Annotated in this window: 25 protein-coding genes; 12 read left to right on the top strand and 13 right to left on the bottom strand. The window is 70.0% G+C overall.

Annotation, left to right across the window (positions count from 1 at the left end; all coding sequences use genetic code 11):
• Positions 1–40: 40 nt before the first annotated feature.
• The 4 genes from AB0C84_RS04675 to AB0C84_RS04660 form a co-directional block, all read right to left on the bottom strand.
• Positions 41–289, bottom strand: coding sequence for a DUF397 domain-containing protein (locus AB0C84_RS04675; RefSeq protein WP_361061124.1), 249 nt, complete (start codon positions 287–289; stop codon positions 41–43).
• Between the two features lie 154 nt (positions 290–443).
• The gene (locus AB0C84_RS04670) at positions 444–1511 is read right to left on the bottom strand and encodes a hypothetical protein (protein ID WP_361061122.1); all 1068 of its coding nucleotides are present in this window, start codon (positions 1509–1511) and stop codon (positions 444–446) included.
• Between the two features lie 651 nt (positions 1512–2162).
• Positions 2163–2447, bottom strand: a complete 285-nt coding sequence (locus AB0C84_RS04665) for a MerR family transcriptional regulator (protein ID WP_361061362.1) — start codon at positions 2445–2447, stop codon at positions 2163–2165.
• A 718-nt stretch (positions 2448–3165) separates the two neighbouring features.
• Positions 3166–3453, bottom strand: coding sequence for a hypothetical protein (locus AB0C84_RS04660; protein WP_361061120.1), 288 nt, complete (start codon positions 3451–3453; stop codon positions 3166–3168).
• A gap of 392 nt (positions 3454–3845) precedes the next feature.
• Between AB0C84_RS04660 and AB0C84_RS04655 the strand changes: the two genes are divergently transcribed.
• Both AB0C84_RS04655 and AB0C84_RS04650 read left to right on the top strand, forming a co-directional pair.
• Complete coding sequence (locus AB0C84_RS04655; protein WP_361061118.1) at positions 3846–4217, top strand: STAS domain-containing protein; 372 nt, start codon at positions 3846–3848, stop codon at positions 4215–4217.
• A gap of 44 nt (positions 4218–4261) precedes the next feature.
• Positions 4262–4855 (top strand): GAF domain-containing protein, encoded by a 594-nt coding sequence (locus AB0C84_RS04650; protein ID WP_258944487.1) that lies wholly within the window; start codon positions 4262–4264, stop codon positions 4853–4855.
• A gap of 126 nt (positions 4856–4981) precedes the next feature.
• Here the strand turns inward: AB0C84_RS04650 and AB0C84_RS04645 are convergent, their stop codons facing one another.
• The gene (locus AB0C84_RS04645; RefSeq protein ID WP_179837973.1) at positions 4982–5209 is read right to left on the bottom strand and encodes a hypothetical protein; all 228 of its coding nucleotides are present in this window, start codon (positions 5207–5209) and stop codon (positions 4982–4984) included.
• Between the two features lie 265 nt (positions 5210–5474).
• On the opposite strand from AB0C84_RS04645, the gene AB0C84_RS04640 reads away from it, so the two are divergent.
• Both AB0C84_RS04640 and AB0C84_RS04635 read left to right on the top strand, forming a co-directional pair.
• Positions 5475–5678 (top strand): cold-shock protein, encoded by a 204-nt coding sequence (locus AB0C84_RS04640; protein WP_067460243.1) that lies wholly within the window; start codon positions 5475–5477, stop codon positions 5676–5678.
• Positions 5679–5899: 221 nt separating this feature from the next.
• On the top strand, positions 5900–7321 hold the full coding sequence (locus AB0C84_RS04635) for a DEAD/DEAH box helicase (RefSeq protein WP_361061115.1): 1422 nt from the start codon (positions 5900–5902) through the stop codon (positions 7319–7321).
• 17 nt (positions 7322–7338) lie between these two features.
• On the opposite strand, the gene AB0C84_RS04630 is transcribed toward AB0C84_RS04635, so the two are convergent.
• Positions 7339–8304, bottom strand: a complete 966-nt coding sequence (locus AB0C84_RS04630) for a hypothetical protein (protein WP_361061113.1) — start codon at positions 8302–8304, stop codon at positions 7339–7341.
• Positions 8305–8347: 43 nt separating this feature from the next.
• Positions 8348–9310 (bottom strand): hypothetical protein, encoded by a 963-nt coding sequence (locus tag AB0C84_RS04625; protein WP_361061111.1) that lies wholly within the window; start codon positions 9308–9310, stop codon positions 8348–8350.
• 475 nt (positions 9311–9785) lie between these two features.
• Here AB0C84_RS04625 and AB0C84_RS04620 point away from each other — a divergent pair, with 475 nt between their 5' ends.
• Genes AB0C84_RS04620 through AB0C84_RS04610 form a run of 3 tightly spaced genes read left to right on the top strand, consistent with a single transcriptional unit; the run spans position 9786 to position 13638 of the window.
• Positions 9786–10520, top strand: a complete 735-nt coding sequence (locus tag AB0C84_RS04620; protein ID WP_361061109.1) for an NUDIX domain-containing protein — start codon at positions 9786–9788, stop codon at positions 10518–10520.
• Positions 10517–11665: a 5'-methylthioadenosine/S-adenosylhomocysteine nucleosidase gene (locus tag AB0C84_RS04615; RefSeq protein WP_361061107.1), complete on the top strand. Its 1149-nt coding sequence runs from the start codon at positions 10517–10519 to the stop codon at positions 11663–11665. The genes AB0C84_RS04620 and AB0C84_RS04615 overlap by 4 nt, the downstream gene beginning before the upstream one ends.
• Positions 11662–13638, top strand: coding sequence for a hypothetical protein (locus AB0C84_RS04610; protein WP_361061105.1), 1977 nt, complete (start codon positions 11662–11664; stop codon positions 13636–13638). The genes AB0C84_RS04615 and AB0C84_RS04610 overlap by 4 nt, the downstream gene beginning before the upstream one ends.
• Positions 13639–13755: 117 nt before the next feature.
• Here AB0C84_RS04610 and AB0C84_RS04605 read toward each other — a convergent pair whose 3' ends face one another.
• Positions 13756–14151 carry a RidA family protein gene (locus tag AB0C84_RS04605; RefSeq protein WP_361061103.1) on the bottom strand — a complete coding sequence of 132 codons (396 nt, stop codon included), beginning with the start codon at positions 14149–14151 and terminating at the stop codon, positions 13756–13758.
• A 131-nt stretch (positions 14152–14282) separates the two neighbouring features.
• Between AB0C84_RS04605 and AB0C84_RS04600 the strand changes: the two genes are divergently transcribed.
• A complete protein-coding gene (locus AB0C84_RS04600) occupies positions 14283–15254 on the top strand; it encodes a WYL domain-containing protein (protein WP_361061101.1) in 972 nt (323 codons plus the stop codon).
• Positions 15255–15335: 81 nt separating this feature from the next.
• A complete protein-coding gene (locus tag AB0C84_RS04595) occupies positions 15336–15875 on the top strand; it encodes a hypothetical protein (RefSeq protein WP_361061099.1) in 540 nt (179 codons plus the stop codon).
• A gap of 19 nt (positions 15876–15894) precedes the next feature.
• Here the strand turns inward: AB0C84_RS04595 and AB0C84_RS04590 are convergent, their stop codons facing one another.
• The 3 genes from AB0C84_RS04590 to AB0C84_RS04580 form a co-directional block, all read right to left on the bottom strand.
• Complete coding sequence (locus AB0C84_RS04590; RefSeq protein WP_361061097.1) at positions 15895–16623, bottom strand: hypothetical protein; 729 nt, start codon at positions 16621–16623, stop codon at positions 15895–15897.
• Between the two features lie 135 nt (positions 16624–16758).
• Positions 16759–16959 (bottom strand): DUF397 domain-containing protein, encoded by a 201-nt coding sequence (locus AB0C84_RS04585; protein WP_361061095.1) that lies wholly within the window; start codon positions 16957–16959, stop codon positions 16759–16761.
• Entirely contained in the window at positions 16956–17840 is an 885-nt protein-coding gene (locus tag AB0C84_RS04580; RefSeq protein WP_361061093.1) for a helix-turn-helix transcriptional regulator, read from the bottom strand. The genes AB0C84_RS04585 and AB0C84_RS04580 overlap by 4 nt, the downstream gene beginning before the upstream one ends.
• A gap of 415 nt (positions 17841–18255) precedes the next feature.
• On the opposite strand from AB0C84_RS04580, the gene AB0C84_RS04575 reads away from it, so the two are divergent.
• From AB0C84_RS04575 to AB0C84_RS04565, 3 genes are all read left to right on the top strand, one after another.
• On the top strand, positions 18256–18543 hold the full coding sequence (locus tag AB0C84_RS04575) for a hypothetical protein (protein WP_361061091.1): 288 nt from the start codon (positions 18256–18258) through the stop codon (positions 18541–18543).
• Positions 18540–18836, top strand: a complete 297-nt coding sequence (locus tag AB0C84_RS04570) for a hypothetical protein (protein ID WP_361061089.1) — start codon at positions 18540–18542, stop codon at positions 18834–18836. The genes AB0C84_RS04575 and AB0C84_RS04570 overlap by 4 nt, the downstream gene beginning before the upstream one ends.
• 104 nt (positions 18837–18940) lie before the next feature.
• Positions 18941–20248 (top strand): aspartyl protease family protein, encoded by a 1308-nt coding sequence (locus tag AB0C84_RS04565; RefSeq protein ID WP_361061087.1) that lies wholly within the window; start codon positions 18941–18943, stop codon positions 20246–20248.
• Between the two features lie 24 nt (positions 20249–20272).
• On the opposite strand, the gene AB0C84_RS04560 is transcribed toward AB0C84_RS04565, so the two are convergent.
• Together AB0C84_RS04560 and AB0C84_RS04555 are read right to left on the bottom strand one after the other, a co-directional pair.
• Entirely contained in the window at positions 20273–21115 is an 843-nt protein-coding gene (locus tag AB0C84_RS04560) for an oxidoreductase (RefSeq protein WP_361061085.1), read from the bottom strand.
• Between the two features lie 34 nt (positions 21116–21149).
• Complete coding sequence (locus AB0C84_RS04555; RefSeq protein WP_361061083.1) at positions 21150–22172, bottom strand: alpha/beta hydrolase; 1023 nt, start codon at positions 22170–22172, stop codon at positions 21150–21152.
• Between the last annotated feature and the right edge of the window lie 62 nt (positions 22173–22234).

Genomic DNA, 22234 nt, shown 5'->3' with positions numbered 1-22234 from the left:
GGTCGCGAGCGCCCCGGTGGAATGACGAGCCCGTGCCGATCTAAGGGAGGTCGTACCTGCCTCGCCTGATCCGCTCGATCAGAAGCCGCCACTCTGCGGGGGCGACCGCGATGAACGGACCGGACGGGTCTTTGCTGTCCCGGATCCCGATCACGTGGCCGGTCGAATCCAGCCGCGCGGTCTCCACGCAGTCGGTGCCGCCCAGCGAGCGGCTGCTCTTGCGCCAGGCCGGCGTTCGAGCGATGTGTCCGACGGTGGTCAGTGGCTCACGCTGTTCCGGCAATAGCATGAAGGCGAGTACCTGCCTTTCTGAACCCGGTGGGTTTCTCGATGAAAGGGGCCGTCGCCTCGCTGCCACGAGACGACGGTCCGGGCGGGGCCTTCTCGCTTCACTTGTGGAAGCGGGAAGGCCGCCGTCTATCTCGGGACCGCCGAACGGTCGGTCATCTCTCGTTCGCGGAAGGGGCGCCGCTCGACCGGACCGCCAGCCGCGCGTGGGCTTTCAGCCATTGGTCGATCTCGTCGTCGCTGCCTCCGGCCCCGGCGATGTAGGCGCAGACCAGGTCGCGACGCGGAAGCTTGCCGCTTTTGGCGATCGTGCAGAAGCTCGCGTACGCGTAAGGGCGCCGCACCGCCGGGTGTTTCGCGCAGACTTTTGCCATCTCGCGGTACGGCCGCTCGCCCTTGAGGACGCGGAACTTCTGCATCAGCGCCACGAACGCGCGGGGATCTCCGGCCGTCCACGGGTCGACCGACACATCCGTGTGATCGTCCTTGTCGTCCGCCGAGGGGGCGGGCGTCTGCGTCACCGGGGCCATGGAGGCGGCGTCCCCTCCGGCGTCCCGGCTCTCGGCGTCTGCGGTCGCGCCTCCGGCAGCGGCGATGCACCCGGGCACGTCCGCGCCGCATCGAACCGGCGTTTCGTGACCCGCGGGCGTCGTGGCGGGGGCCGGGTCGCCCGGCGCCTCGTTTTCCGGGTCGTCCGGGGTTTCCGGAGCGGCCGGGGTGTCATGCCGAGGGGCCTCGTCCGGACGGGTCCACGGTGGTGGGCCGGCCGGCTCGGGGCGGGACGAATCGGCGCGGGATGAAGGGGCCTGCCGGGGAAGCCGGACGGGCGCCCAGTCGTCCAGCGGGTCGGTCCAGGTGGCGGCCCTGGCGGGCGGGACCGTGTGCGGGTCGACGGCCTGGACCTGGTTGAAGAGGTTCTGCGCGACCTCGATATGGGCTGGGAAAGCGCCGCAGGCCACCAGGACGGCTTCCAGCGCCGGCCACTTGATGCCGGAGAGGTCACCGGCGACGATCTGGCGGAGCTTGGCGGGGGTGACGCCTCGCTCCGCCGCTCTGCCGGCGACGGCCTGCCTGCCGCCACGCCCCTCGAAGAGCGGGGCGTGATAGAGGCAGCAGATCAGGGTGTGCAGCCGAGTGCCGGCATCCGAGCCGGGATGGGTCTCCTCCAGGAACACCTCGATATCGCGAGGGGTCCTGTCCGGCGCCCGAAGCAAGGGGCTCATGAGTCGGTCGGGTGTGGAACCGGGGCGACCGTCACCGACCTCCCGCCGGCCTTGTTCCTGCAGGGTTTCGCGGGGCCGGTGCCGAACTCACGAGCATTGGCGGGATGAGTTCCATTACACATCCTTGTCTCCCGTCGGTGCCGGGCGTGATTTCCGGGCGGCGGGCCGGTGGGCACCGACCGTCCGGTCATTCACCGGCGGTGATCCTTCTAGGTATCGGGAGCATAGACCTAGCGGCCGACATCCGGCACATCTCACCTGCGCCCCAACTCGGACGAAAAGGTGCATGTCGGAATGCCTACACCAAACTAAACAAGTGGCGCCGGCGATCCACGGAAAACGAACACCGCCACACATGTTCAATCTTGTTCGACAGTGTCCCGCGACGCAAACCCGGCGCCGAATAACGACTAGTTCTCGTTGCCTAGTTGTGAATCTCAAATTGCGAATGCAGATGCACGTGCAGACTGGATGATCTTTTGTTGGACCGGCCGGGCGCCCAGATGAGGGAACGAAAAATGGGCCATCCCCGGCCGGCCGAGCCTGCACGTGCCTTCTGGCGGTCGTCTCGTGGGCGAGACGACCGCTCAGGAGCCCTTGCCCTTGAACCGGCGCGAGGCCCAGGCCCTGCGGTGAAGGACGAGCCGGCCGCTACTCCGGCGGGCGCGGCGTCCCGTGCGCCGAACGGTCCTGGCGCAGGCGGGCGTTGAGGCGCTGGGCCTCGGCGAGCTGGTCTTCCAGGATGATGATGCGGCAGGCCGCCTCCAGCGCGGTGCCCTCGTCGACCAGATCGCGGGCGCGCTGCGCCAGGCGCAGCTGGTAGCGGGAGTAGCGGCGATGTCCGCCGGACGAGCGTTGCGGGACGATCAGTCGGGCGGTGTCAAGGCTGCGCAGGAACGCCGGGGTCACGCCCAGCATCTCGGCGGCGCGGCCCATGCTGTAGGCCGGATAGTCCTCGTCGTCGAACTTGTCTTCCAGAGCGGCCGCGTCGTCTTCCGCGCCCGTCTCTGGTCGCTGCGGGTCGGGCTGGTCGCCGGTCTCAGCCGCGTGGGGTGCTCTCACAGAACCTTCCGTAATGCCGTGGGATCGGCAGGCACCGACGGCAAGGGGCCCCGACGCCAGACTGCGGCGCCGGGGCCCAGAGGTACAACACCATCTACCGGCCCTGATGAGCCGGTCTTCCGCGTAGGCCGCCCTTGCGGGGGCGGGGACGCGGGGATCGCGAATGCGTGACCGTAGACCACCGTCCAATCCGGGGAACTGCGGTACCCGCGCGGCGTGACTGGAGCCTGCTGCGGGCGATCCCGATGGCGCCGATCTCTCCTTTCCTCGACATCACTACCTGTACTGCGTGTACTGCGTGTTCTGGTACTGCGTTGTGTTCGGGTACTGCGTTCCTGCTGTTCTCCACTGCTTCCGGCGGCTCGTCCGCCACCGGGCCGACCGGCTGCCGAGGCCCCTTCCACTGCGCTGGCCCCGGCACGCCCGGCCGACGTCATCCATACGTTCCGGCAGTTCGTCATCTGCCGCTTCTCATGGACCCGTCTCTCTTCGATGGAAGGAACACTACCCGACCCCGGGTCGAAAATCTACTCTGATCACTACAGAGTTTCGTAGATCACAACCCCGGCTTCTCTCCAGCGGCCGGGAAGGCCTAGAGGTCCTCGCTCGTCCAGTGCCACGCGCCGTTCTCGTGCCGGGCGCGGATCAGCCGCGTCCCCCCGGCGTCCGCGAGCTCGGCGATCAGCCGGATCAACCGCCGGTGGAAGTCGGCGGGCGGGCGGGCGCCGCCCGGCGAGCCCTCCAGGAGCGTCACGCTGACCTTCGCCTCGTCGCGGAGCTGCACGGTCAGCCGGCCCGTCCTGTCCATGCGGAGGATCACGATCGCGTCGGCACGGATCAGGTCGTCACCGTCGGCGGCGGAGATCCACACTTCGCTCATGTGCGTCCCCTGCCCGGATCGAGGGCCCCGTACGCTTCGCGCTCGCCCGGGCGCCCGGGCGCGGCCCACCGGCATCGCCGCTGATCAGCGAGCCGCCGTCCGCCCGCGGGGGGACCTCGCCGCTGAGCCCGGCGGGTGCGGGGCGGGAGGGCGTAGACTCTCGGTGAGCTAGGGGTTCTCGATGCGGGCGGCCAAGCCGGCGTCCCCCTGGTTCCGACGATCGGTCTCCCTGAGGCCAGACAGGCCGGCGCGCATGACGCCGCTCCACCGTCCCTCTCGAACACGGACGCCCGTTCCCGGCGACGGACCCGACGGCCGCCGAGGCCGCGGCGCGGCGCCCGCGGGTCACTGAGCGGTCCCGGCCACACGCACACTCCTGATCGGAGCCCCAGATGGATACCGCAGGCACCGCCTCCCCCGAGGCCGGGCTGCGCCGCGAAGCCTTCGCGGAACACACCGTCATCACCATCACCGGCGATCTCGACATCGCCTCCGTGCCGTCCCTGCGGGAGCCGCTGGAGACCGCACTGCGGGACGCGGGCCCCCTCGTGGTCGTCGACCTGTCCGGGGTGACGTTCTGCGACGCGGCCGGGCTGGCCCTGCTCACCGGCGCCCGCCGCCTCACCGAGCCGGAGGGCGTCTCCCTCGTCCTCGCCGCTCCGCGCCCGCACATGGCCAGGCTCCTGCGGGTCAGCGGCCTGTCCCGGGTCTTCGCCGTCCGCACCACCATCGATGCCGCCCGCGTCCGATCGGCCGCGGCCTGAGCGCGCGGCCCGTCCCCGGCGGAGAGGCAGGACGGGATGACGGCATGACGGGCGACCCGGGATCGATCGGGTGGGGAGCCGCCGGAGCCGCGCCGAGCGAGGCGGACCGGCGGCGCTTCGCGGCCACGTTCGACCTGATGAGCGCGGTGGTCCTGGACGGGACCGGGGTACCGGGCATGCTGGCCCTCGTGGCGGCGCGCGCCCGGGAACTGGCGCGCGTCCCGCTGGCGTTCGTCGCCCTGCCCGGCGAGGACGGCAACACGCTGCGGGTCGAGGTCGCGGACGGCCCCGGCGGCGACCGGATCCGCGGGCTGACGGTGCGGCGGGGCAGGTCGATGCTCGGCCGGGCGTACACGTCCCGCCGGGCCGTATCAGCGCGGATCGCCGCCGATCAGACGCTCACCGGCCTTCCGGCCGGTCCCATCCTGATCCTGCCGCTGGAGACGGGGGAGGCCACCCGGGGAGTGCTCGCCGTCCTCGGACGGGTCGGCGCGGAGCCGTTCAGCCCGGCGACCGCGCGCCAGATGCTGCTGTTCTCCGACATGGCCGCCCGCGTGATCGAGGTGGCCGGGGCGCACCTCCCGAGCGCCCCGCCGGGAGTCGCCGAGCCCACCCTCCGACCGCAGTCGTCGGGCTGAGTCCGACGCGGCGGCGGCGCCGTTGCCGCCCGGGAGAACGGCCTGCGCGGGCCTGTCGGGCCCGGCCGGCGGCGCTCGCCCGTCCCGTCTGCGCGGGCCGTGCCGTGCCGGGTCCCCGGCGGTTTCTCAGAGCCTGAAAAGCTTCGTGAACGGTGACAGGATCTTCACTTTACGTGTCCCGAAGTCGACCAGGACGGCGTTGCCCGGCTCGACCTCCAGGACGCGCCCGAGCCCGTACTTGTCGTGCGTGACCTGGTCGTCGAGCGTGAACTCCTTGGCCGGCGGAGCGGCGGGCGGGGGTTTGAAGGGGCTGGTGGGCAGGTGTCGCCGTCGGGCGGGGCCGGTGGGTTTCATTACCTCATTATGCGCGTACCGGGCGGTTCGGCGAAGCATTCTCGCCCGACCTGCTGGTAAATTATCGCGGCGACCGCCCACCCGATCGGGCCGGTGGATCCTGTGATACCGTTGACGGCAGTTGCGGTTCCCATAGACATGTGCGTGCGCCTGTTGGATCTGACCTCAGGCGCACTTTTGTTTTTTCTGGATCTTCCGGATGGGCCATCGCGGCGTCCGTCCGCGCACGGTGTGCGGACGGGACCCACCCCTGAAGGAGACGATCATGGCCACCGGCACCGTCAAGTGGTTCAACGCGGAAAAGGGCTTCGGCTTCATCGAGCAGGACGGCGGCGGCGCCGACGTCTTCGCCCACTACTCCAACATCGCGGCCCAGGGCTTCCGTGAGCTCCAGGAGGGCCAGAAGGTGTCGTTCGACGTCACCCAGGGCCAGAAGGGCCTGCAGGCGGAGAACATCGTCCCCGCCTGATCATCGCGGCGCCGGCGGTGCGCGGTCCTGGGGACCGCGCACCGCTCTGCCGTTTCGGCGCCTGATCCGCGCCCTCAGCTCTACCGGTCCGCGGCGGAACCCCCCGCTGGACCGCTCCCGGTTCGTTCTTGAGAATTCTCCACTCGGCCTGCCGCCGAGCCCGCGGTCCCGCTTGACGGAGCACTTCCCTGACACGCACCGCTCCCAAGGAAGGCTTCATCATGCCCCGCGCCCCTCGTTCGAGCGCCCGAGGCTCCCGGTCTCGCCCCGCCCGCCGTCCGGCGGACGGACGCCGAGGCTCGGCAGGCCCCGCCGCTCCCGCCGTCGAGGCCACGCCTCCGGCCGCCCCCGTGGCGTCATTCGCCGAACTGCCGCTGCCGGCCCCGCTCCAGGAGGCGCTGGTCCGCCAGGGCGTGACCGCGCCGTTCCCCATCCAGGCCGCCGCCCTCCCGAACGCCCTCGCGGGCCGGGACGTCCTCGGCCGCGGACGCACCGGGTCGGGCAAGACGCTCACGTTCGGCCTGGCGCTGCTCGCCCGTACCGCGGGCCACCGCGCCCGGCCCCGCCGTCCTCTCGTTCTGGTCCTGGTGCCCACCCGGGAGCTCGCCCAGCAGGTCACCGGCGCGCTCGAACCGTACGCGGACGCCGTTGGCCTGCGGATGACCACCGTCGTCGGCGGCCTGGGGATCGCCCGTCAGGCGAACGCGCTGGCCCAGGGCGCCGACGTCCTCATCGCCACGCCCGGGCGGCTCGCCGACCTGATCGAGCGCGGCGACTGCCGGCTCGACGACGTGCGGACCACGGTGCTGGACGAGGCCGACCAGATGACCGACCTGGGCTTCCTGCCGCAGGTCACCCGGCTCATGGAGCAGACGCCGCCGGACGGGCAGCGGATGCTGTTCTCGGCGACGCTCGACGGGGGCGTCGACCGGCTCGTCCGCCGGTTCCTCAGCGACCCGGTCACCCACTCGGTCGACCCGCCGGCCGGGGCGGTCACCGCCATGGAGCACCACCTGCTGCACGTCAGCGACGAGGACAAGCACGAGACGACCGTGCACATCGCGGCCCGCGAGAGCCGCGTGATCATGTTCGTCGGCAAGAAGCACCAGGCCGACCGCCTCGTCCGCAAGCTGACCGCCCGCGGGATCAGCGCCGCGGCGATGCACGGCGGCAAGACGCAGTCGCAGCGCAACCGCGCGCTGAACGGCTTCCACAGCAAGGACGTCACGGTGCTGGTCGCCACGAACGTCGCCGCCCGCGGCATCCACATCGACGACCTCGATCTCGTCGTCAACGTCGATCCGCCCGCCGACCACAAGGACTACCTCCACCGCGGCGGGCGCACCGCCCGCGCCGGCAACGCCGGGACCGTGGTCACCCTCGTCCTGCCGGAGCAGCGCCGCGAGGTGGACGACATGATGTCCAAGGCGGGCATCACCCCCCGTACCGTCCGGGTGCGGCCCGGCGACGCCGACCTGGCCCGCATCACCGGCGCCCGCCCGCCGGCCCGCGCGGCCGCCGCCCCGAACCCGGCCCCGGCCCGCAAGCCGCGTCCCGCCGCGTCCCGCCCCCAGCGTGGGACCTCCCACACCGCCGCCCCCTCGCGCAGGCCGCGGCGGCGGACGTCCTCCTCCAACACCTGACCTCGGGCTTCGCCGGCTCAAGCCGGGGCGTCCTCGACGCCCAGGTAACCGCCCGTGTAGTCGATCATCTTCCGGACGTGCGCGGCGACGCGGTGAGGACATCCCTCGCCGCCGTCCACGCCCGCCGCGACAGCACGCGCGAGGGACGGCACGTCGCGGAGGCCGATCCCCGGGTGCGCCTCCGGGTGCGGGCACGGCCGGTCGAGGACCGAGAGATCGAACGTCAGCAGGGCCTCGCGGTAGAGGGTGACCACGCCGGGGGCGGTGGAACCCCAGGCGCAGTGCTGTGCCAGGTGGCTCACGGCCAGTGCCAGCGACGTCCGCTCTTCGGGACGCGCGTCGCCGAGCAGCCGGCGTGCCGTCCACAGCGCCGCCGATTGGGCCGTGGGGTCGAGCCTGCTGCCCCTCTGCCGCTCGATGTCGGTCATCAACGCGTCGATGTCGGTATGGCCGTCCGCCGTCAGGAAGCGCTCGTCCAGGTGCGCGGTGTCCGGGGCGTCGAAGCGCTCCGCCCGCGCGTCCTTGAGGACCTGTTCCGCCTCGGCCGCCAGCCCCGCGACGAAACCGGGACAGGCGTACGCCTCGATGTCCTCGTCGTCCGGGTGGCGGGCGAGCCACCCCTCCGGATCCCCGATGCGAGCTACGACGTCGCCCGCTTCTTCGGGGTCCTCGTCGACCTGCGGGTCCTCGTGCGCACCGGGCGCCGTGCAGCCCGCGGCCTCCAGCACCGTCGCGGCATGTCCGGCCGCTTCGATCAGGTCGTCGATGAGCGCGGGGTCGGTGACCCGCCACCTGGCGTACCAGCGGCTCGCCCAGAGCGCGGCCGTCATCGCCCGCCCGCGCCGCGACCCCGGGTCGGACTTCACCTCGGAGGCGATCCAACCGAGCAACGCGAAAGGATCGCCGTAGGGATAGCCATGGACCATGTTGGCGAGCTCGCGGGCCAGATCCGCGTAGTCGACGGCTCCGTCTTCAGAGATCATCGCCCAAGCAAACCAGCCCCGGGTGAGCGCGAACGACCCGGCGTCAGGACTTGCGCCAGACGGTGCCCACCTGAGTACCGGCCCAGATGATGCCGGTGTGCGGGACATGGGTCATCGAGTACGCGGTCACCCCGAGAGGCGGCGTCGCCTGTATCCAGGACGTGCCGTCGAAGTGCAGCAGGTGCGCGGGATCGTACGGACTGGACACCCAGACACCGCCCCGTCCATCGGCTGCGATCGAGCCGAGGAACCCCATCACGGACTTCGGCCGCACCTCCCCGACCGGGTCGGACGGGCTCGGAAGACGATGCACGGTGAACGCGGAGCCGTCCCAGTGGTGCAGCGTCGGCGGTGGGAACAGCGGGCTCTGTTCGAGGGCGTAGAACCAGACGTCGTCCGGAGCGACGTACTCGATCTGCAGGATCCAGTGGGCCCACTCCGATCCCCACGGGGTGCGCTTCCAGTCCGCCCCGTCGAAGTGCCACAGCGGTGTCGGGCCGATCTGCGACTCGCCGTATCCCCCGGCCCAGACGTCCGAGGCGCTACCGGCGGCGATGGCGTTGAGCCCTGAGGGCTGCGGAAGGGTGAGCGCGTTCTTCCACTGGCCGTGCCGCCGCACCGACACGGTCGTGGCGTCCCCATTGATCCCGGTCGCCCACAGTCCGCCGGCCCGGTCGACGTCGATGGCCTGAAGTTGCTCGCCGGCGGGGCCCGCCACCGCCGTCCAGCGGCGCCCGTTCCAGTGCAGCAGGTCGGTGCGCTCCTGGGCGTTCCGACCTGCGGCCAGGGCCCACGCGTTGGCGGCGTGGTGCGCACGGACATCGTTGACGACGACCAATCCCTCAGGCATCGCGGCACGCGTCCAGCCGCGCGGAGTCCGCTGCAGCATGACGGCGCGGGAGTCCGGCTGGAACGCGTTCTCCGTGCCCCCGGCGAAGACGTGCCACGGGTCCGGCGCGGCGATACCGAGCAGATGGCTCCGCCCCGCCAACGGCGGCACAGGCACGTCGACCCACTCCCCCGCCGACGGTGCGCCGGCACGCGCAACCCCACCCAGCGGCCCGGCAACGGCGGCCCCGACCAGCGCAGCACCCCCCAGTCCAAAGGCGCGACGCGACAGCAGAGGATTCATCGAGCTTCGATCCACAGCACCTCCCGGAACGACGACCATTCAATGCCAGTATCTGCTGGCAAGATCAGAGTTTCCACCCCTGACCTCAAACGGCCACCGCAGCCCACAGCCGCCAGCCGGACCACCGCACCCACGAGCCCGCGTGTCCACTGCTCCACCTGCAGGAGCCGAGTCCTCGCCCAGCCAGGCCCGCCGCCCGCCCCCCTCGGCCCGAACACGGAACCCTGATTGCGCGGGCATCGGCCCCCGTCTGGCGGGGCCAGAGCTATCCGACCCGTAACGCAGAGGTGACCAGAACGCCAACATCTCCGCCCTTTTTGTCAGAGAGACAAAAAGCTATCCTCGCTGCGTGACCGAGGACCGTTGGACCCCGCCCGCCGTCATGCTCGCCGTCGATCTAGTGATCTTGACGTTGCGCGAGTCGAGCCTGAAGGTGCTGCTCATCGAGCGCGGTGTCGAGCCTTACGAGGGCGCGTGGGCGCTTCCCGGCGGGTTCCTGCGGGACGCCGAGGAGGACCTCACCGCGGCGGCCCGCCGCGAGCTGGAGGAGGAGGCGGCGATGGACGCCGCGACGCTGCACCTCGAGCACCTGGGGGTCTACGGCGCTCCGGGGCGCGACCCGCGCGGCCGCGTGGTGTCCGTCGCCTATCTGGCGATCGCGCCGGGGCTCCCGGAACCGACCGCGGGCACGGACGCGGCCGGCGCCCGGTGGCAGCCGGCCGATCAGGTCCTCTCCGGGGAACTGGAGCTCGCCTTCGACCACCGGCGGATCGTCGAGGACGGTGTCGAGAACGCCCGCGCCAAGCTCGAGCACTCCGCCCTCGCGACGGCGTTCTGCGCTCCGGTCTTCACCATCACCGATCTCCAGCGGGTCTATGAGGCGGTGTGGGGGATCTCCCTCGATCCGCGCAATTTCTACCGGAAGGTTCAGAAGACCAGCGGGTTCATCGTCGCGGCAGGGCCGGAGCGAAAGGTGACGTCCGGGAGACCGGCCCGGCTGTTCAAGGCGGGTCCGCGCAAAGTCCTGTACCCGCCGATGATCCGGCCCAGCGAACCATCGAAAACGAAAGGACCGGAGGAATGAACGACAACCCGATCGTCGTCCTTACCGCGCTCGACGTCGAGTACGAGGCCGTCCGCGGGAAGCTGGACGCTCCACGAGTCCACCGCCATCCGCAGGGCACACGGTTCGAGCTGGGGCGGCTCGCGGGCGGCAAGTGCCAGATCGCGTTAGGGCTCGTCGGCAAGGGCAACCAGTCCGCGGCGGTGCTGACCGAACGCGCCATCACCGAGTTCTCCCCCGCCGCGCTGATCTTCGTCGGCGTGGCGGGTGCCCTGCACACCCATATCCCCCTGGGGGATCTGGTGGTCGCCACCCACGTGTACGCGTTCCACGGTGGGACGAGCGAGGACGACGGCTTCAAGAGCCGGCCCCGCGTGTGGGAGGCGTCGCACGGCGCCGACCAGCTCGCACGGCATGTCGCTCGCGACCGTGCATGGGCGGACGATGGCCGCACCGGCAAGGTGCACTTCGGGCCGATCGCGGCAGGCGAGGTCGTCCTCGACTCCAAGGTCTCGGCGTACGCCCGCTGGATCAGGCAGCACTTCAACGACGCGCTCGCGATCGAGATGGAAGGGGCCGGCGTCGCTCAGGCCGCGCACCTGAACAGATCGCTGCCGGTGGTCGTGGTCCGGGGGATCAGCGATCGCGCCGACGGCACCAAGGAGGCCACCGACCGCGAACAGTGGCAGGCCCGGGCGGTGGCCAACGCGGCGGCGTACACCGTGGCCCTGGCCGAGAACCTGGCCGGCGAGGAACGGGACCGCGCTCGGTCCGAGGCGAACGACCCGAAGGGGAGCACCGACATGCCCGGAACGACCCGCAACGTGGCCAAGGACAACGCACGGGTGGGCGTGCAGGCAGGTCAGGTGTACGGCGGTATCCACGTTTCCAGCGAGCGAACCGCACCGGCCGACCCGGCCGAAGCGATCGCCGGCCTGGCCGCCCGGCTCCAGCAGGCCCGGACGTCCGGCCAGCTGGACGAGGACACCTACCAGGCGGCCCAAGCGGAGCTCGCCGCCGCCGGCGAGACATTGCTGACGACCGCGCCGCAGGACATGGGCGCCGTGACGCTGGCGCTGAAGAAGGTGCGCGGACTCGTCGCGGACGTCGCGATCCTGGCCGCCGAGGTCGGGACGATCATCGCCCTGGTCCAGGGCCTGTCATGACCGGACCGCACGCCACCGCGACGAACTACGCGGCGGACAACGCCCAGATCGGCGTCCAGGCTGCGGTCGTGCACGGCGACGTCCATCACTACGCGCTTTCTGCGAACGCCTCGCCCGCGGAGCGGTTCGAGATCGGTGTCCGCCTGCTCGACGGCGGCATGTCAGACAGGGCGCGGCAGCTCATGCGCGAAGCCGTCGTAGACGGCCACAGAGGCAACGAAGCCTGCTTCTACCTACGGCTTGCCTTGGTCAGTGGCCGGACCCGGCACGAGATGCCTCCCGAGGACGCCGAAATGTTGTGGCGGGCTCCGCGTCTGTGCCACGTCTCCGGTGGAGACGCATGGGCCGACGGGGTGAAGACCATCGGCCACCTGCTGGAGGCCGCACGGCTGCCGGACGCGGACATGCGTCTCCTCCTCAAGGATCTCGACGGGCTTGCCGAGCCTCAGCGCCCGATGATCCTGCGACACATGGAGCTGTTCCTGGAAGGGCCACTCCAGGACGAGATGTGGAAACGTTCTCTGGAAAGCGCCGAACAGAACCAGAAGGCGAAGGACCGGACCGGCCGTGTCTGGAAATTCTTTCAGCCGCGGCCCTTGGATCCACGGGTACCTGATCCACGGCCTCCCAACACTCCCCGGAGCCTCTGGGTCCAGGCGGTGGCGGCAACGGCAGTCCTGGCCGTGGCGGCGTTTCACATCGGCTACCTCTTGGCCCGGGACCTCCAGGTAGTCGCGATGCTCGTGTATCTGCTGAGCGTCGGAGGCGGCTACTTCGCCGCACTCGGTGGCCTAGAGTGGCGCTTCCGCGTCGAGCGGCTCCGAGCGAAGGACGCCGAGTTCGCGCCGCCTCGCGCTCGCATGGGCAGTCCACCTTCCGGCGGCTTCGCCAGCAGGGTCGACCAGCATTTCGACCGCTACTTCGCCAAGTACGTTCCGCGCGACACGAGCCGCTCAGCCTGGCTGGACGGTACGGCCGGCATTCGCCGGAGCATTCGGGACGAGATGGTCGACGTCTACCGGGAGCAGCGGGCAGGGGCCGAACGCATCGCCTGGCTTATCCGGTACCGGGTCAGCGATGTCAGGAAGCGGTGGGAGAACGACACGCTGTGGGACTACCGCCGGGAACTCGCGGTCCCCCTGTCCACGAAGGCCGTGACACTTCTCGGAAGTGCCACGTGCGTGATCGGAGCCTGCCATGCGATGGTGACGGCGACACAGGCCGCTCCCCTCGGGGCGACGCGTTCAACGGCCATCGCGCTCGCGGCGGGTTTCGTGGCCGTCCGCGCCTGGCTGCGCATCGTCCTCGAACGCAGACGGCACGCCGCCGACGAGGCGGAGGTCGCGCAGTTGCGTGCGGCATGCGGTGCGGCTTTCCTGCGCTGGAAGGAGAAGCTGGCCGACAAGCCCTCGGATCGGGAGATGGCCGCGTGGTTGGACTGCGACCGAAAAGTGCTGCTGGATAAGGCGCTACGCCACTACGAACTCTCCATGAGCGACCTGATCGCCCATGCCTTCATCGAAGCGCCCGGCACCCCGACCCGACGCGCGAGACTGAAGCACGGTCCGTGGCGCTACACGCGCTATCGCCTGACGCTTTTCCTCCTCACAGCTGACGGGATACGCCAGTTCAGGGCCGATCTCGACTTCGAGGAGGGCGCTTTCCGCGGCCATGAACGCACCAACTACCGCTACGAGTCGGTCGCAGCGGTGCTGGTGCGCCAAGCAGAGCGCGATGAACGCAAGTTCGAGCTCGCGCTCGTCAACGGAGAGCGGATCCGGGTCGACGTACTGACCTCCGGAACGGAAGAGCTGCTGGTGGACGAGACCCTGGGAGAGGTCTCGGAGGTGACCTTTGACTCCGCGGGTCTCGGTCACACCCTTCATGTCTTGGAGGGCGTCGCCGCCGAAGGCAAGCGGTGGATCACCCAGGAGCGCCGGCGAAAGGCCGACCGCGTGCGTCCGGGCGCATGAAAACCGGTCGGGATGGACGCTGCATCCCGGAATTGTCGGTCCAGGTCAGGGGAACACCGTGCAACGGCCGTCGCGTGCTGCTCGTGCTGGTGGGGCACGAGCAGCGGGGCGGTGGGGTTAGGCGACGGCGGTTGCTTCTAGTTCGACCAGCAGGGTGGGGATGGCCAGGCGGGTGACGCCCAGCATTGTGGTGCTCGTGGCCACTTTGGCGGCGGCCAGACGGGAGGCCAGGAGGCCGTAGTGCTGGAAGAGCAGGTCGACGTCGGTGGTGTAGACGTTGAGGCGGACGAGGTTCGTCAGGGACATGCCTGCCTCGGCGAGTACGGCCTCCAGGTTGTCGATGCTCAGCGCCAGCTGCGCCGCCATGTCGCCGGCGTGCTGCGGCTGGCCGTCCGCGCTCATCGCGGTCTGGCCTGAGCAGTACAGGGTCCGGGTGTGTCCGGAGACGACCTCGCCCTGGTCGTAGCCCAGGTCCGCCGACCACGTCCACGGGTTGATCGTCGTTCGCTCCATTGCCGCCTCAGCTCCGTTCGATTCGTCGACAGTGCGCACGTCGCCGGCTCGCAGCCGCTCTTCGACGTGGTGGTGAGAGCCTCCCAACGAATCACGACAACCTGTGTCGTGTATTTCGGTAGGTTCCTCGTGTGCGTGCTGACCGGTTGGTCTCGCTGGTGCTGTTGCTGCGCCAGCACGGTCGGCTGTCCGCGACCGCGCTGGCCCGCGAGCTGGAGGTGTCCACCCGGACCGTGCTGCGCGACGTCGAGGCGCTGTCGGCGGCGGGCGTCCCGGTCTACGCCGAGCGCGGCCGGCACGGCGGTTTCGCGTTGCTGCCCGGTTTCCGGACCGAGCTCACCGGGCTGAACCACGACGAGGCGCTCGCGCTGCTGGTCGCCGGGTCGCGGCGCGGCGCGCAGGCGTTCGGTCTCGGCTCGGCGCTCGCTTCGGCCATGCTCAAGGTGGTCGACGCGCTGCCCGCGAGCTACCGGGACACCGCGGCCGACGCGGCCCGGCGGCTGCTCATCGATCCCGAGGCCGACCTTCTCGCGCGCCGGCAGGTCGTGGAGGAGGTCCCCGACGCGGTCGTGGCCGAGGTCCGGCGCGCGGTGTTCGCCGGGCACAAGCTGCGCATCCACTACGCGGCCGTGGACCAGACCCCGAAGTGGCGGACGGTGGACCCGGTCGGCCTCGTCACCGCTCGCGGCCAGGGCTACCTGCTGGCCACGAGATCAGGCGCGGATCGCACGTACCGGCTGTCACGGATCCTGGCCGCGGAGGAGCTCGACGAACCCGCACAGCGGACGGAGCAGGTCGATCTGGACCGGGCCTGGCAGGAGCGCAGCACGCGGTTTCGGACCGGCGGCGACCAGGTCGCCGTCCTCCTGCGGGTGGCTCCGGCGCGCCGGGAGGATCTGGTGGGCACCGCGCTGGCCGTCCTCTCCGAGGAGGACGACACGGACGGCCTGCTGCGGATGGAGGTGACCTTCCAGGATTCGAGGCACGCCGTGTGGGCGTTGTGGCAGCTCGCCACGAACGCAGAAGTTCTGGCTCCGCAGTGGCTGCGCAGCTCGCTGCGCGACCGCGCCGCCGCGATCGCCGCCCGCTATGGCGGCTCGTGATGACGAACGCGGCCGCCGGAACCGGTATGTTCTCGCGAACGATCTCGCCTCTCGCCCCCCAGCCGATCGGACGTCGCCCCGATGGACAGTGCCTTCTCGCCCGTGCCGGAGCTGAACCTGCTCAGCGAACTGCAGGAGCGGCTCGGCGGAGAGTTCATCTCGGACGGGTTCGAGCTGACCGATTTCGGAGAGCCCCAGCACGACTCATGGTCGGACGCCCAGGAGTTCGTCGAGGCGTTCCTCCCCTTCGCGCAGGCCAACGGCTCAGGCTCGTTCTACGCCTTCTGGCGCGTGGACGACCGCGCGGACCTCGCCACCCTGCCGATCGCGGCGTTCGGTGACGAGGGAGGAATCCATCTCACCGCACGCCACCTCCGGGATCTGCTCTGCCAGCTCGCGAGCGACCGGCCGCTGTCGATCGACTGGGACGACGCCTACTTCGCGGAGTACGAGGGGTACCACCGCGAACGCGAAGGCGCCCCCGAGGCACACCAGTCCTACGTCGCATGGCTGAAGCAGCACTTCGGCCTGGCTCCGGTGAGCGACCCCAATGACCTGATCAAAGCGGCCCGGGACGAGTTCGGGGCACGGTTCGAGACCTGGATCAGGCCCTTCATTTGAGCGGCGCTCTGCCGGGGCGTCATTGGTCCCTGCGCACGGGTTCCTCGGTCGGGGCCGGTTTGAAGGAGAGGCTTCCGTCGGGTCGTTCGCCATCTTCTGCGGACAAGACCACACGGAAGGCGGCGACCCTGGTTTTGTAACCGAGGCGGTAGAGGTCATAGCAGCGATAAGGCGTCGGTCCCGGGGGCACCACAATCGCTTCTGGGATGTGGGCGTCGCAGCGGTACTCGTTATCGTCGTCACCAGACGGGTGGTAGCCCCACTGGCGGTGGACGCCTTCGCGGGTGAGCACGAGCTTCGTCGCAACGGCCGTGAGCCTGTACTTGTACTCGGTCCCGCTCGGGAAGTTCTGTCCGGGCTCGGACGTCAGCCGCTTCGACAGCACTGAGACGCTAGCGCGGAACTCGGCGGTCTTGCCTTTGTAGGACACCGTGCACGCAAAGGTCTCGGGGCGCGTCCCGATTCGTTTCTTGTCGGTCTCGCAACGTGCCTTGGTCGGTGCGGCCACGCCCCCGGCCCTCACGGTCGCCTCCTCCATGTGATGCATGAGCTGGTCGAGGCGGGGGGCGCCGACGGGTGGGGCGGAGGTAAGTGGTTTCGGCACCGTGTAGCCGTCTGATACCGGGACGCGAACACCAGGCTTCTTGCCGTCGTCACCGCAGCTCGCAACCATGCCCGCCGCCAGAATCATCGCGGCTGCGAACGTCCAGCGCCGACGTTCCGAAGCCCGATTAACACCGAAGGTCATCGGACGATTACAGCATGGTGGACGTGCCCGCACCGCATGCTAAAGAAATCCGGCCGCCGCCCGACAATGCCGGGCTTCATCCGGGTGGAGAGGCGTCCCAGGAGGTGACCGGGACGCCTCTCGCGGGGAGCGTTGTCAGAGGTCCAGGTCACCGGCCTTCACACGAGCGAGAAGCCCGTTGAACGCGCTGCGGTCGAGGGCCAGGTGCCCGCCCTCGGGATTCTTACTGTCCCGGACACCGATGGCGATCGGCGACTGGGCCACCTCCACACACTCCTGCTCGGAGTTGCTGCGACTGCTCTTGCGCCACTGGGCCCCTGCGAAGTCAGCGTTCATGGCCCGATCATCTCCCTTGCCGTCTGTCGGAACAATGCCGAACTCTCCTCCTGCGGCAGAGCGGCGTCCCAGATGGCCGCGAAGCCCGCGGCGTAGCGGTCGATCTCGCGGGGTTTATCCAGGTACAAGGCTCCGGTGAAGCCTTGTATGTACACCGTTGGCGGTTCGTGGTTTCGTCCATCCCCTGCGGTTGGGAACCGCATGAGTATGAAGGAGCCGCTGTCAAGCCCCTGATGCGCCCCCAGTGAGAAGGGCACGAGACGGATCGAGACGTTGGGGCGTTCGTTCAGTTCCGCCAGCCAGGTGAGTTGAGCTGCCATGACCGTCGTCCCGCCCACGGCCCGGCGAATGACGGCTTCGTTCAGGACCGCGCGGAGGATGGTCGGCTCCGTGAAGCGTGTCACCAGCGTCTGTCGCTGGACTCTCAACTGCACTCGGCGGTCGATCTCCTCCTCTTGAAGACGAGAGTTGTTCTTGATGACCGCGCGGGCGTAGTCAGAAGTCTGGAAGAGGCCGGGTACCAGTTCCGGCGAATACAGTTCCAGGCTGCTGGCTGCCTCCTCCAGGCCGATGAAGAGATCGAAGCTCTCCGGGATCACGTCGCCGTAGGCGTGCCACCATCCCTTTCCCTTGGTCTCCTTGGCGAGGCCCATCAGGGCGATCTTCAGTTCCTCGGGTGCGCCGTACACGCGGCACATCGTCTCCACGTCGTGGGAACGCAGGGACGTTTGGCCGGTCTCGATCCTCCACATCTTTGCTTCGGACCATTCAAGCGCTTTCGCCGCGACTTGGACGGTTAAGCGGGCATTAGTCCGAAGTTCGCGGAGGTACCGGCCGAGTTGCCGCCGGGGGACGGTCGAACCCGTGGTTGCTTCCGACACTCAGATCACCTCCATCTCGCATCTCGGGGCCGCCTTTCACCCGGAATGAAAGCATCCCCTCGCCCGGTCCGCAACAGGCTCTGACCTGCGAAAATTCCCGGCCGAGAATCGATCCGATTGCTTGCGGACGTTGCTTTCATGGTGCTCTACTCGGAGTCAGCACGGGAGTGAATCGCGATAATCCGCGATCACGGCGAGCCGGACAGGGCGCCCGTTCCGCGCATCGCCCCATCAAATGGATCAACTGTCCCCCGCACCAAAAAGAGGTCGATCATGAAAAGTAACCGACGATCCCCGGGCGTCCGCCGCCGGGCGCCCGGAGCGTGACGCCGTGGGAGCGCACGAGCGGACTTCCCAAGGACGCCGCCTTCCGCCGCCACTCCCCGAACTGAACCGGCCGCGAGGGCCCGCGCTGGTGATCCCGCAACGCGAGCGGATCACCTTTCTCGTCCTTCTCGCGGACGTTCTCGCCCCGTGGACCGGCGTGGTGACCGCGTTCACGGCGATCGAGGGTTTCGCCGTCCTCAACGTGATCCCCGTGGAACCGGCCCGGCGTTCCCTGACGATCGGGTGCCGCTACAGCAGGCACGGGGCCTGGTGGCTCTACCACGTCCACAGCGGGGAACTCATCGGGCCGGCGAACGACCTGGCCGGAGCGGCGCGCCAGATCAGGAACCAGATGGAAGTGGCGGCAGCGGCATGATCCCGTCGAATCCGGATGGGCCCGGCGCGGGCCCGACGGGCGTGGAGTTCACGACCACGCTCGGGAATCTGTTGCGAGGCCAGAAACTCGCGGTGGAGAGCGTTTCGGCGCTGCGACTGCGCGTGGCGAAGGAGCCGGAGGCCTGCGGCGTGGAGGTCGAGTGCCGCCGTCGCGCGAGTGACGGCGACCGCTGGTGGTTCGTCCAGGGCGGTTTCTGGATGTGCGAGGCCGACAGCCCCGTCAATGCCGTCGTCCTGTTAAAGGCGGCCCTCGGGGCCGACGCGGGCCTTTGACCGCACCCCGGGGCGCGGGGAGGCGCGCCCCGGGGTGTTTTCGATACGCCGACGATATGTGCCGGTTCGTAGCGTTCGAGGCGCATCTTGATCGCCGGAGAAGAATGGAGAAGGCCGTGGCCGACAACGGGAAATGGGATCGGCGTTCGCTGCTGCGGGGCGCCGCCGTGGTGGCCGGTGCCGCGGCGAGCGCGCCGCTGCTGGGCGGGACGGGCGCAGCGCGCGCCGACGACGCCGACGCGGACGCGCTGTTCAAGGCCGGAGAGTTCGAACAGGCCGGCCGCGCCTATGAGGAGATCCTGAGAAAGGATCCTTCGAACGTGCACGCGGCCCGGCAGCGCGGCCACGTGGCGCTACTGGTGAACCAGTTCCCGGTCGCCGAGAAATATCTCCTAATGGCGTCCGAACTAGCGCCCGGCGACAAGGAGACCAACCAGCTCCTGGGCGACTGCTACATCCGGCAGGACAAACTCTCCTTGTCCGTTCCGTGCTGGCAAGCGGCCGGCAAGGACGTCTTCGCCAAATGGTTCGGGGCGGTTCACGGCGAGCCGTACCAGGTCCACGGCGACACCGCGCGGCTGCCGTGGCAGCAGATGGACCCGTCACCGCAGGTCGAGGGATCGGTCAACGGCGGACCGACGAAGCGCTTCATGCTCTACACCGGCGCCCCGTGGCTCGGCCTGTCCGCGGACGCGGCCAGGGAGGCCGGGCTGACCGCCGTGGCGAAGCAGCAGATCGACTACCTGGACGGCACCGCGTGGCAGTACTTCGGGGTGCTGGAGTCCTTCAAGCTGGGCGGCATCGAACTGCGCAACCTCCCCGTTGAGTGGACGGAGACGGACCAGGCCTCACCCGGGGGGCCGAGCGACGGGATCATCGGCACGTGGATCTTCTACCACCTGCTGACCACCTTCGACTACGCGGGCCGGTCGCTGATCCTGCGCCGCCCGACTTCCGAAACGGCCCGCAGGGCACGGCGCGACGCCGCTCGGGCGGGCGCCGAGCCGCTGCCGCTGTGGCTGGCCCATGAGCACGGGCTGTACAGCAGGGGCAGCATCGGCGGTTCCGGCACGCGAGTGGTGGGCCTGTCCATCGGCGGGACCAGCGAGAGCGCCGTGGCCATGCCCGAGGAGACGGCCAAGCAGCTGCGGATCCGCACCGACTACGACCGCCCGCTGGAGACTTTCGCGCACAGTCACCCGGCCGTCACCTACCCCTGCTACCCGGAGGAGATCCGCCTCGGCGACGCCGTCGCCAGGGAGGTCTACTGCGTGGCGAACCCGACCAGCAGACCCCCTCGCTCCGGGTTCGACTCGCTGGGCGCCTTCTTCCACCCGTTCTTCAAGCCCTACAACGTCACCCTCGACTTCACCGGCATGAACCTCTACATCGCCCGCGGTCCGGCCGCCTGATCGAGCAGGGCGGCCCGCCCGCGGCTAGCGGTCGTCCGGCGGGAAGTCGGTCGAGCCGGTCACCGCGGCCCACTGCTCGGCCTCGGCGGCGCGGGCCTCGCCGGACCTGCGGGCCAGGGCGAGGGCGTCGCTGCCGAGGATGAGGCGGCGGGGCGGTTCGCCGGCGCCGACCACGTCGACGATGGCCCTGGCGGCGCGGGCCGGGTCGCCCTGCTGGGTGCCGTCGTTGGCCTGCCGGTAGCCGTTGACGGCGCCGACCGTCTCCTCGTAGTCGGGGCCGACGGGGTGGAGTTCCATGGACGAGCCCTGCCAGTCGGTGCGGAACGCGCCCGGCTCGACGATGAGGACCTTCACGCCGAACGGCGCCACCTCGGCGGCGAGTACCTCGGAGAAGCCCTCGACGGCGAACTTCGCGGCCTGGTAGGCGCCCATTCCGGGGGTGCCGCCGACGCGTCCGCCGATGGAGGAGATCTGCACGAACATCCCGGAGCGCTGCGCGCGCAGGAAGGGCAGCGCCGCGCGCGTCACGTTCACGACGCCGAAGAGGTTGGTCTCGATCTGGGCGCGGAAGTCGTCCTCGGCCATCTCCTCGATCGGGGCGCTGTTGGCGTAGCCCGCGTTGTTGACGACGACGTCGAGGCGGCCGAAGGCGCCGGTGGCCTCCGTCACCGCGCGGGCGGCCGCGGAGGGGTCGGTGACGTCGAGCGCGACCGCCCGGATCCGTTCGCCGTGCCGGGCCGCCAGGTCGTCCAGTTGCTCCGGGCGCCGCGCGGTGGCGACGACACGGTCACCACCGTTCAGGACGGCCTCGGTGAGGTGGCGTCCGAGTCCTCGCGACGCCCCGGTGATCAGCCATGTCCTGGCCATGGTCGTTCCTCCTTATCGGTGAGAGTGGTCTCGGTCAGAAGTGGTCCGCGTCGGTGACGGCCTGGGCGAAGGCCGCGGGAGCCTCCTGCGGGACGTTGTGGCCGATGCCCTTGAGCAGGCGGTACTCGTAGGCGCCGGTGAACCTGTCCCGGTAGGACGCGTCGCTCAGGGCCGTGAAGGGGTCGCGGTCGGCGTCCAGCACGATGGTCGGGGCGGTGATGACCGGCCGCGCGTCGAGCCGCTTCTCCAGGCCGTCGTAGCGGCGCTCGCCGTCGGCGAGGCTCAGCCGCCAGCGGTAGTTGTGGACGACGATGGCGGCGTAGTCGGGGTTGCGGAAGGCCGCGGCCGTGCGCTCGAAGGTGGCGTCGTCGAAGCCCCACGTCGGGGAGACGGTGTCCCAGACGAGCCGGGCCAGGTCGTGCCGCTTGCGTTCGTCCCGCATGGCCAGCAGTCCTCGCTCCGTGGCGAAGTAGTACTGGTACCACCATGCGTGTTCGGCCTTGGGCGGCAGCGGCCGGAGGTTGGCCTCGCGGTCGGTGACCAGGTACCCGCTGACCGAGACGAGGGCCTTGCAGCGTTCCGGCCACAGAGCCGCGACGATGTCGGCGGTCCGGGAGCCCCAGTCGAAGCCGGCGAGGACGGCCTTCTCGATCTTGAGGGCGTCCATCAGGGCGATGACGTCGAGGGCGATCACCGACTGCTGGGCGTTCCGGAACGTCCGGGCGGACAGGAAGCGCGTCGTCCCGTGCCCCCGCAGGTAGGGGACGATCACGCGGTAGCCCTTCGCCGCCAGCGCCGGGGCGACGTCGACGAAGCTGTGGATGTCGTAGGGCCAGCCGTGCAGGCAGATGACCACCGGCCCGCGCGCGGGGCCCGCCTCCGCGTAACCGACGTCCAGCAGGCCCGCCCTGATCTGTTTGAGGGTGGTGAAGGACGTGCGGCCGCCGGGGGCCGGGCTCGGCGCGGCGGCCGACGCGTCCGGCAGGCCGGCCGCGGAGGCGGCGGCCCCGCCCGCGACCAGGCCGAGCCCCTTGCCGAAAGTACGTCTGTCGATCATGGTCCCACCGTGTGCCCGATGTGTGCCGGCGCTGTGCCGGCACCGTCGACTCTCGTTCCGGA

The organism is Actinomadura sp. NPDC048955, assembly GCF_040649435.1.
Taxonomy (GTDB): domain Bacteria; phylum Actinomycetota; class Actinomycetes; order Streptosporangiales; family Streptosporangiaceae; genus Spirillospora; species Spirillospora luteofluorescens.
The sequence above is the reverse complement of the archived record's forward strand: the minus strand, read 5'-3'. Positions and strand labels throughout refer to the sequence as shown.

Coding starts and splice junctions, on each gene's coding strand:
- AB0C84_RS04675 (WP_361061124.1), bottom strand. CDS start 289: ATGCTATTGCCGGAACAGCGTGAGCCACTGACCACCGTCGGACACATC.
- AB0C84_RS04670 (WP_361061122.1), bottom strand. CDS start 1,511: ATGAGCCCCTTGCTTCGGGCGCCGGACAGGACCCCTCGCGATATCGAG.
- AB0C84_RS04665 (WP_361061362.1), bottom strand. CDS start 2,447: ATGGGCCGCGCCGCCGAGATGCTGGGCGTGACCCCGGCGTTCCTGCGC.
- AB0C84_RS04660 (WP_361061120.1), bottom strand. CDS start 3,453: ATGAGCGAAGTGTGGATCTCCGCCGCCGACGGTGACGACCTGATCCGT.
- AB0C84_RS04655 (WP_361061118.1), top strand. CDS start 3,846: ATGGATACCGCAGGCACCGCCTCCCCCGAGGCCGGGCTGCGCCGCGAA.
- AB0C84_RS04650 (WP_258944487.1), top strand. CDS start 4,262: ATGACGGGCGACCCGGGATCGATCGGGTGGGGAGCCGCCGGAGCCGCG.
- AB0C84_RS04645 (WP_179837973.1), bottom strand. CDS start 5,209: ATGAAACCCACCGGCCCCGCCCGACGGCGACACCTGCCCACCAGCCCC.
- AB0C84_RS04640 (WP_067460243.1), top strand. CDS start 5,475: ATGGCCACCGGCACCGTCAAGTGGTTCAACGCGGAAAAGGGCTTCGGC.
- AB0C84_RS04635 (WP_361061115.1), top strand. CDS start 5,900: ATGCCCCGCGCCCCTCGTTCGAGCGCCCGAGGCTCCCGGTCTCGCCCC.
- AB0C84_RS04630 (WP_361061113.1), bottom strand. CDS start 8,304: ATGATCTCTGAAGACGGAGCCGTCGACTACGCGGATCTGGCCCGCGAG.
- AB0C84_RS04615 (WP_361061107.1), top strand. CDS start 10,517: ATGAACGACAACCCGATCGTCGTCCTTACCGCGCTCGACGTCGAGTAC.
- AB0C84_RS04610 (WP_361061105.1), top strand. CDS start 11,662: ATGACCGGACCGCACGCCACCGCGACGAACTACGCGGCGGACAACGCC.
- AB0C84_RS04605 (WP_361061103.1), bottom strand. CDS start 14,151: ATGGAGCGAACGACGATCAACCCGTGGACGTGGTCGGCGGACCTGGGC.
- AB0C84_RS04595 (WP_361061099.1), top strand. CDS start 15,336: ATGGACAGTGCCTTCTCGCCCGTGCCGGAGCTGAACCTGCTCAGCGAA.
- AB0C84_RS04590 (WP_361061097.1), bottom strand. CDS start 16,623: ATGACCTTCGGTGTTAATCGGGCTTCGGAACGTCGGCGCTGGACGTTC.
- AB0C84_RS04585 (WP_361061095.1), bottom strand. CDS start 16,959: ATGAACGCTGACTTCGCAGGGGCCCAGTGGCGCAAGAGCAGTCGCAGC.
- AB0C84_RS04570 (WP_361061089.1), top strand. CDS start 18,540: ATGATCCCGTCGAATCCGGATGGGCCCGGCGCGGGCCCGACGGGCGTG.
- AB0C84_RS04565 (WP_361061087.1), top strand. CDS start 18,941: ATGGAGAAGGCCGTGGCCGACAACGGGAAATGGGATCGGCGTTCGCTG.
- AB0C84_RS04560 (WP_361061085.1), bottom strand. CDS start 21,115: ATGGCCAGGACATGGCTGATCACCGGGGCGTCGCGAGGACTCGGACGC.
- AB0C84_RS04555 (WP_361061083.1), bottom strand. CDS start 22,172: ATGATCGACAGACGTACTTTCGGCAAGGGGCTCGGCCTGGTCGCGGGC.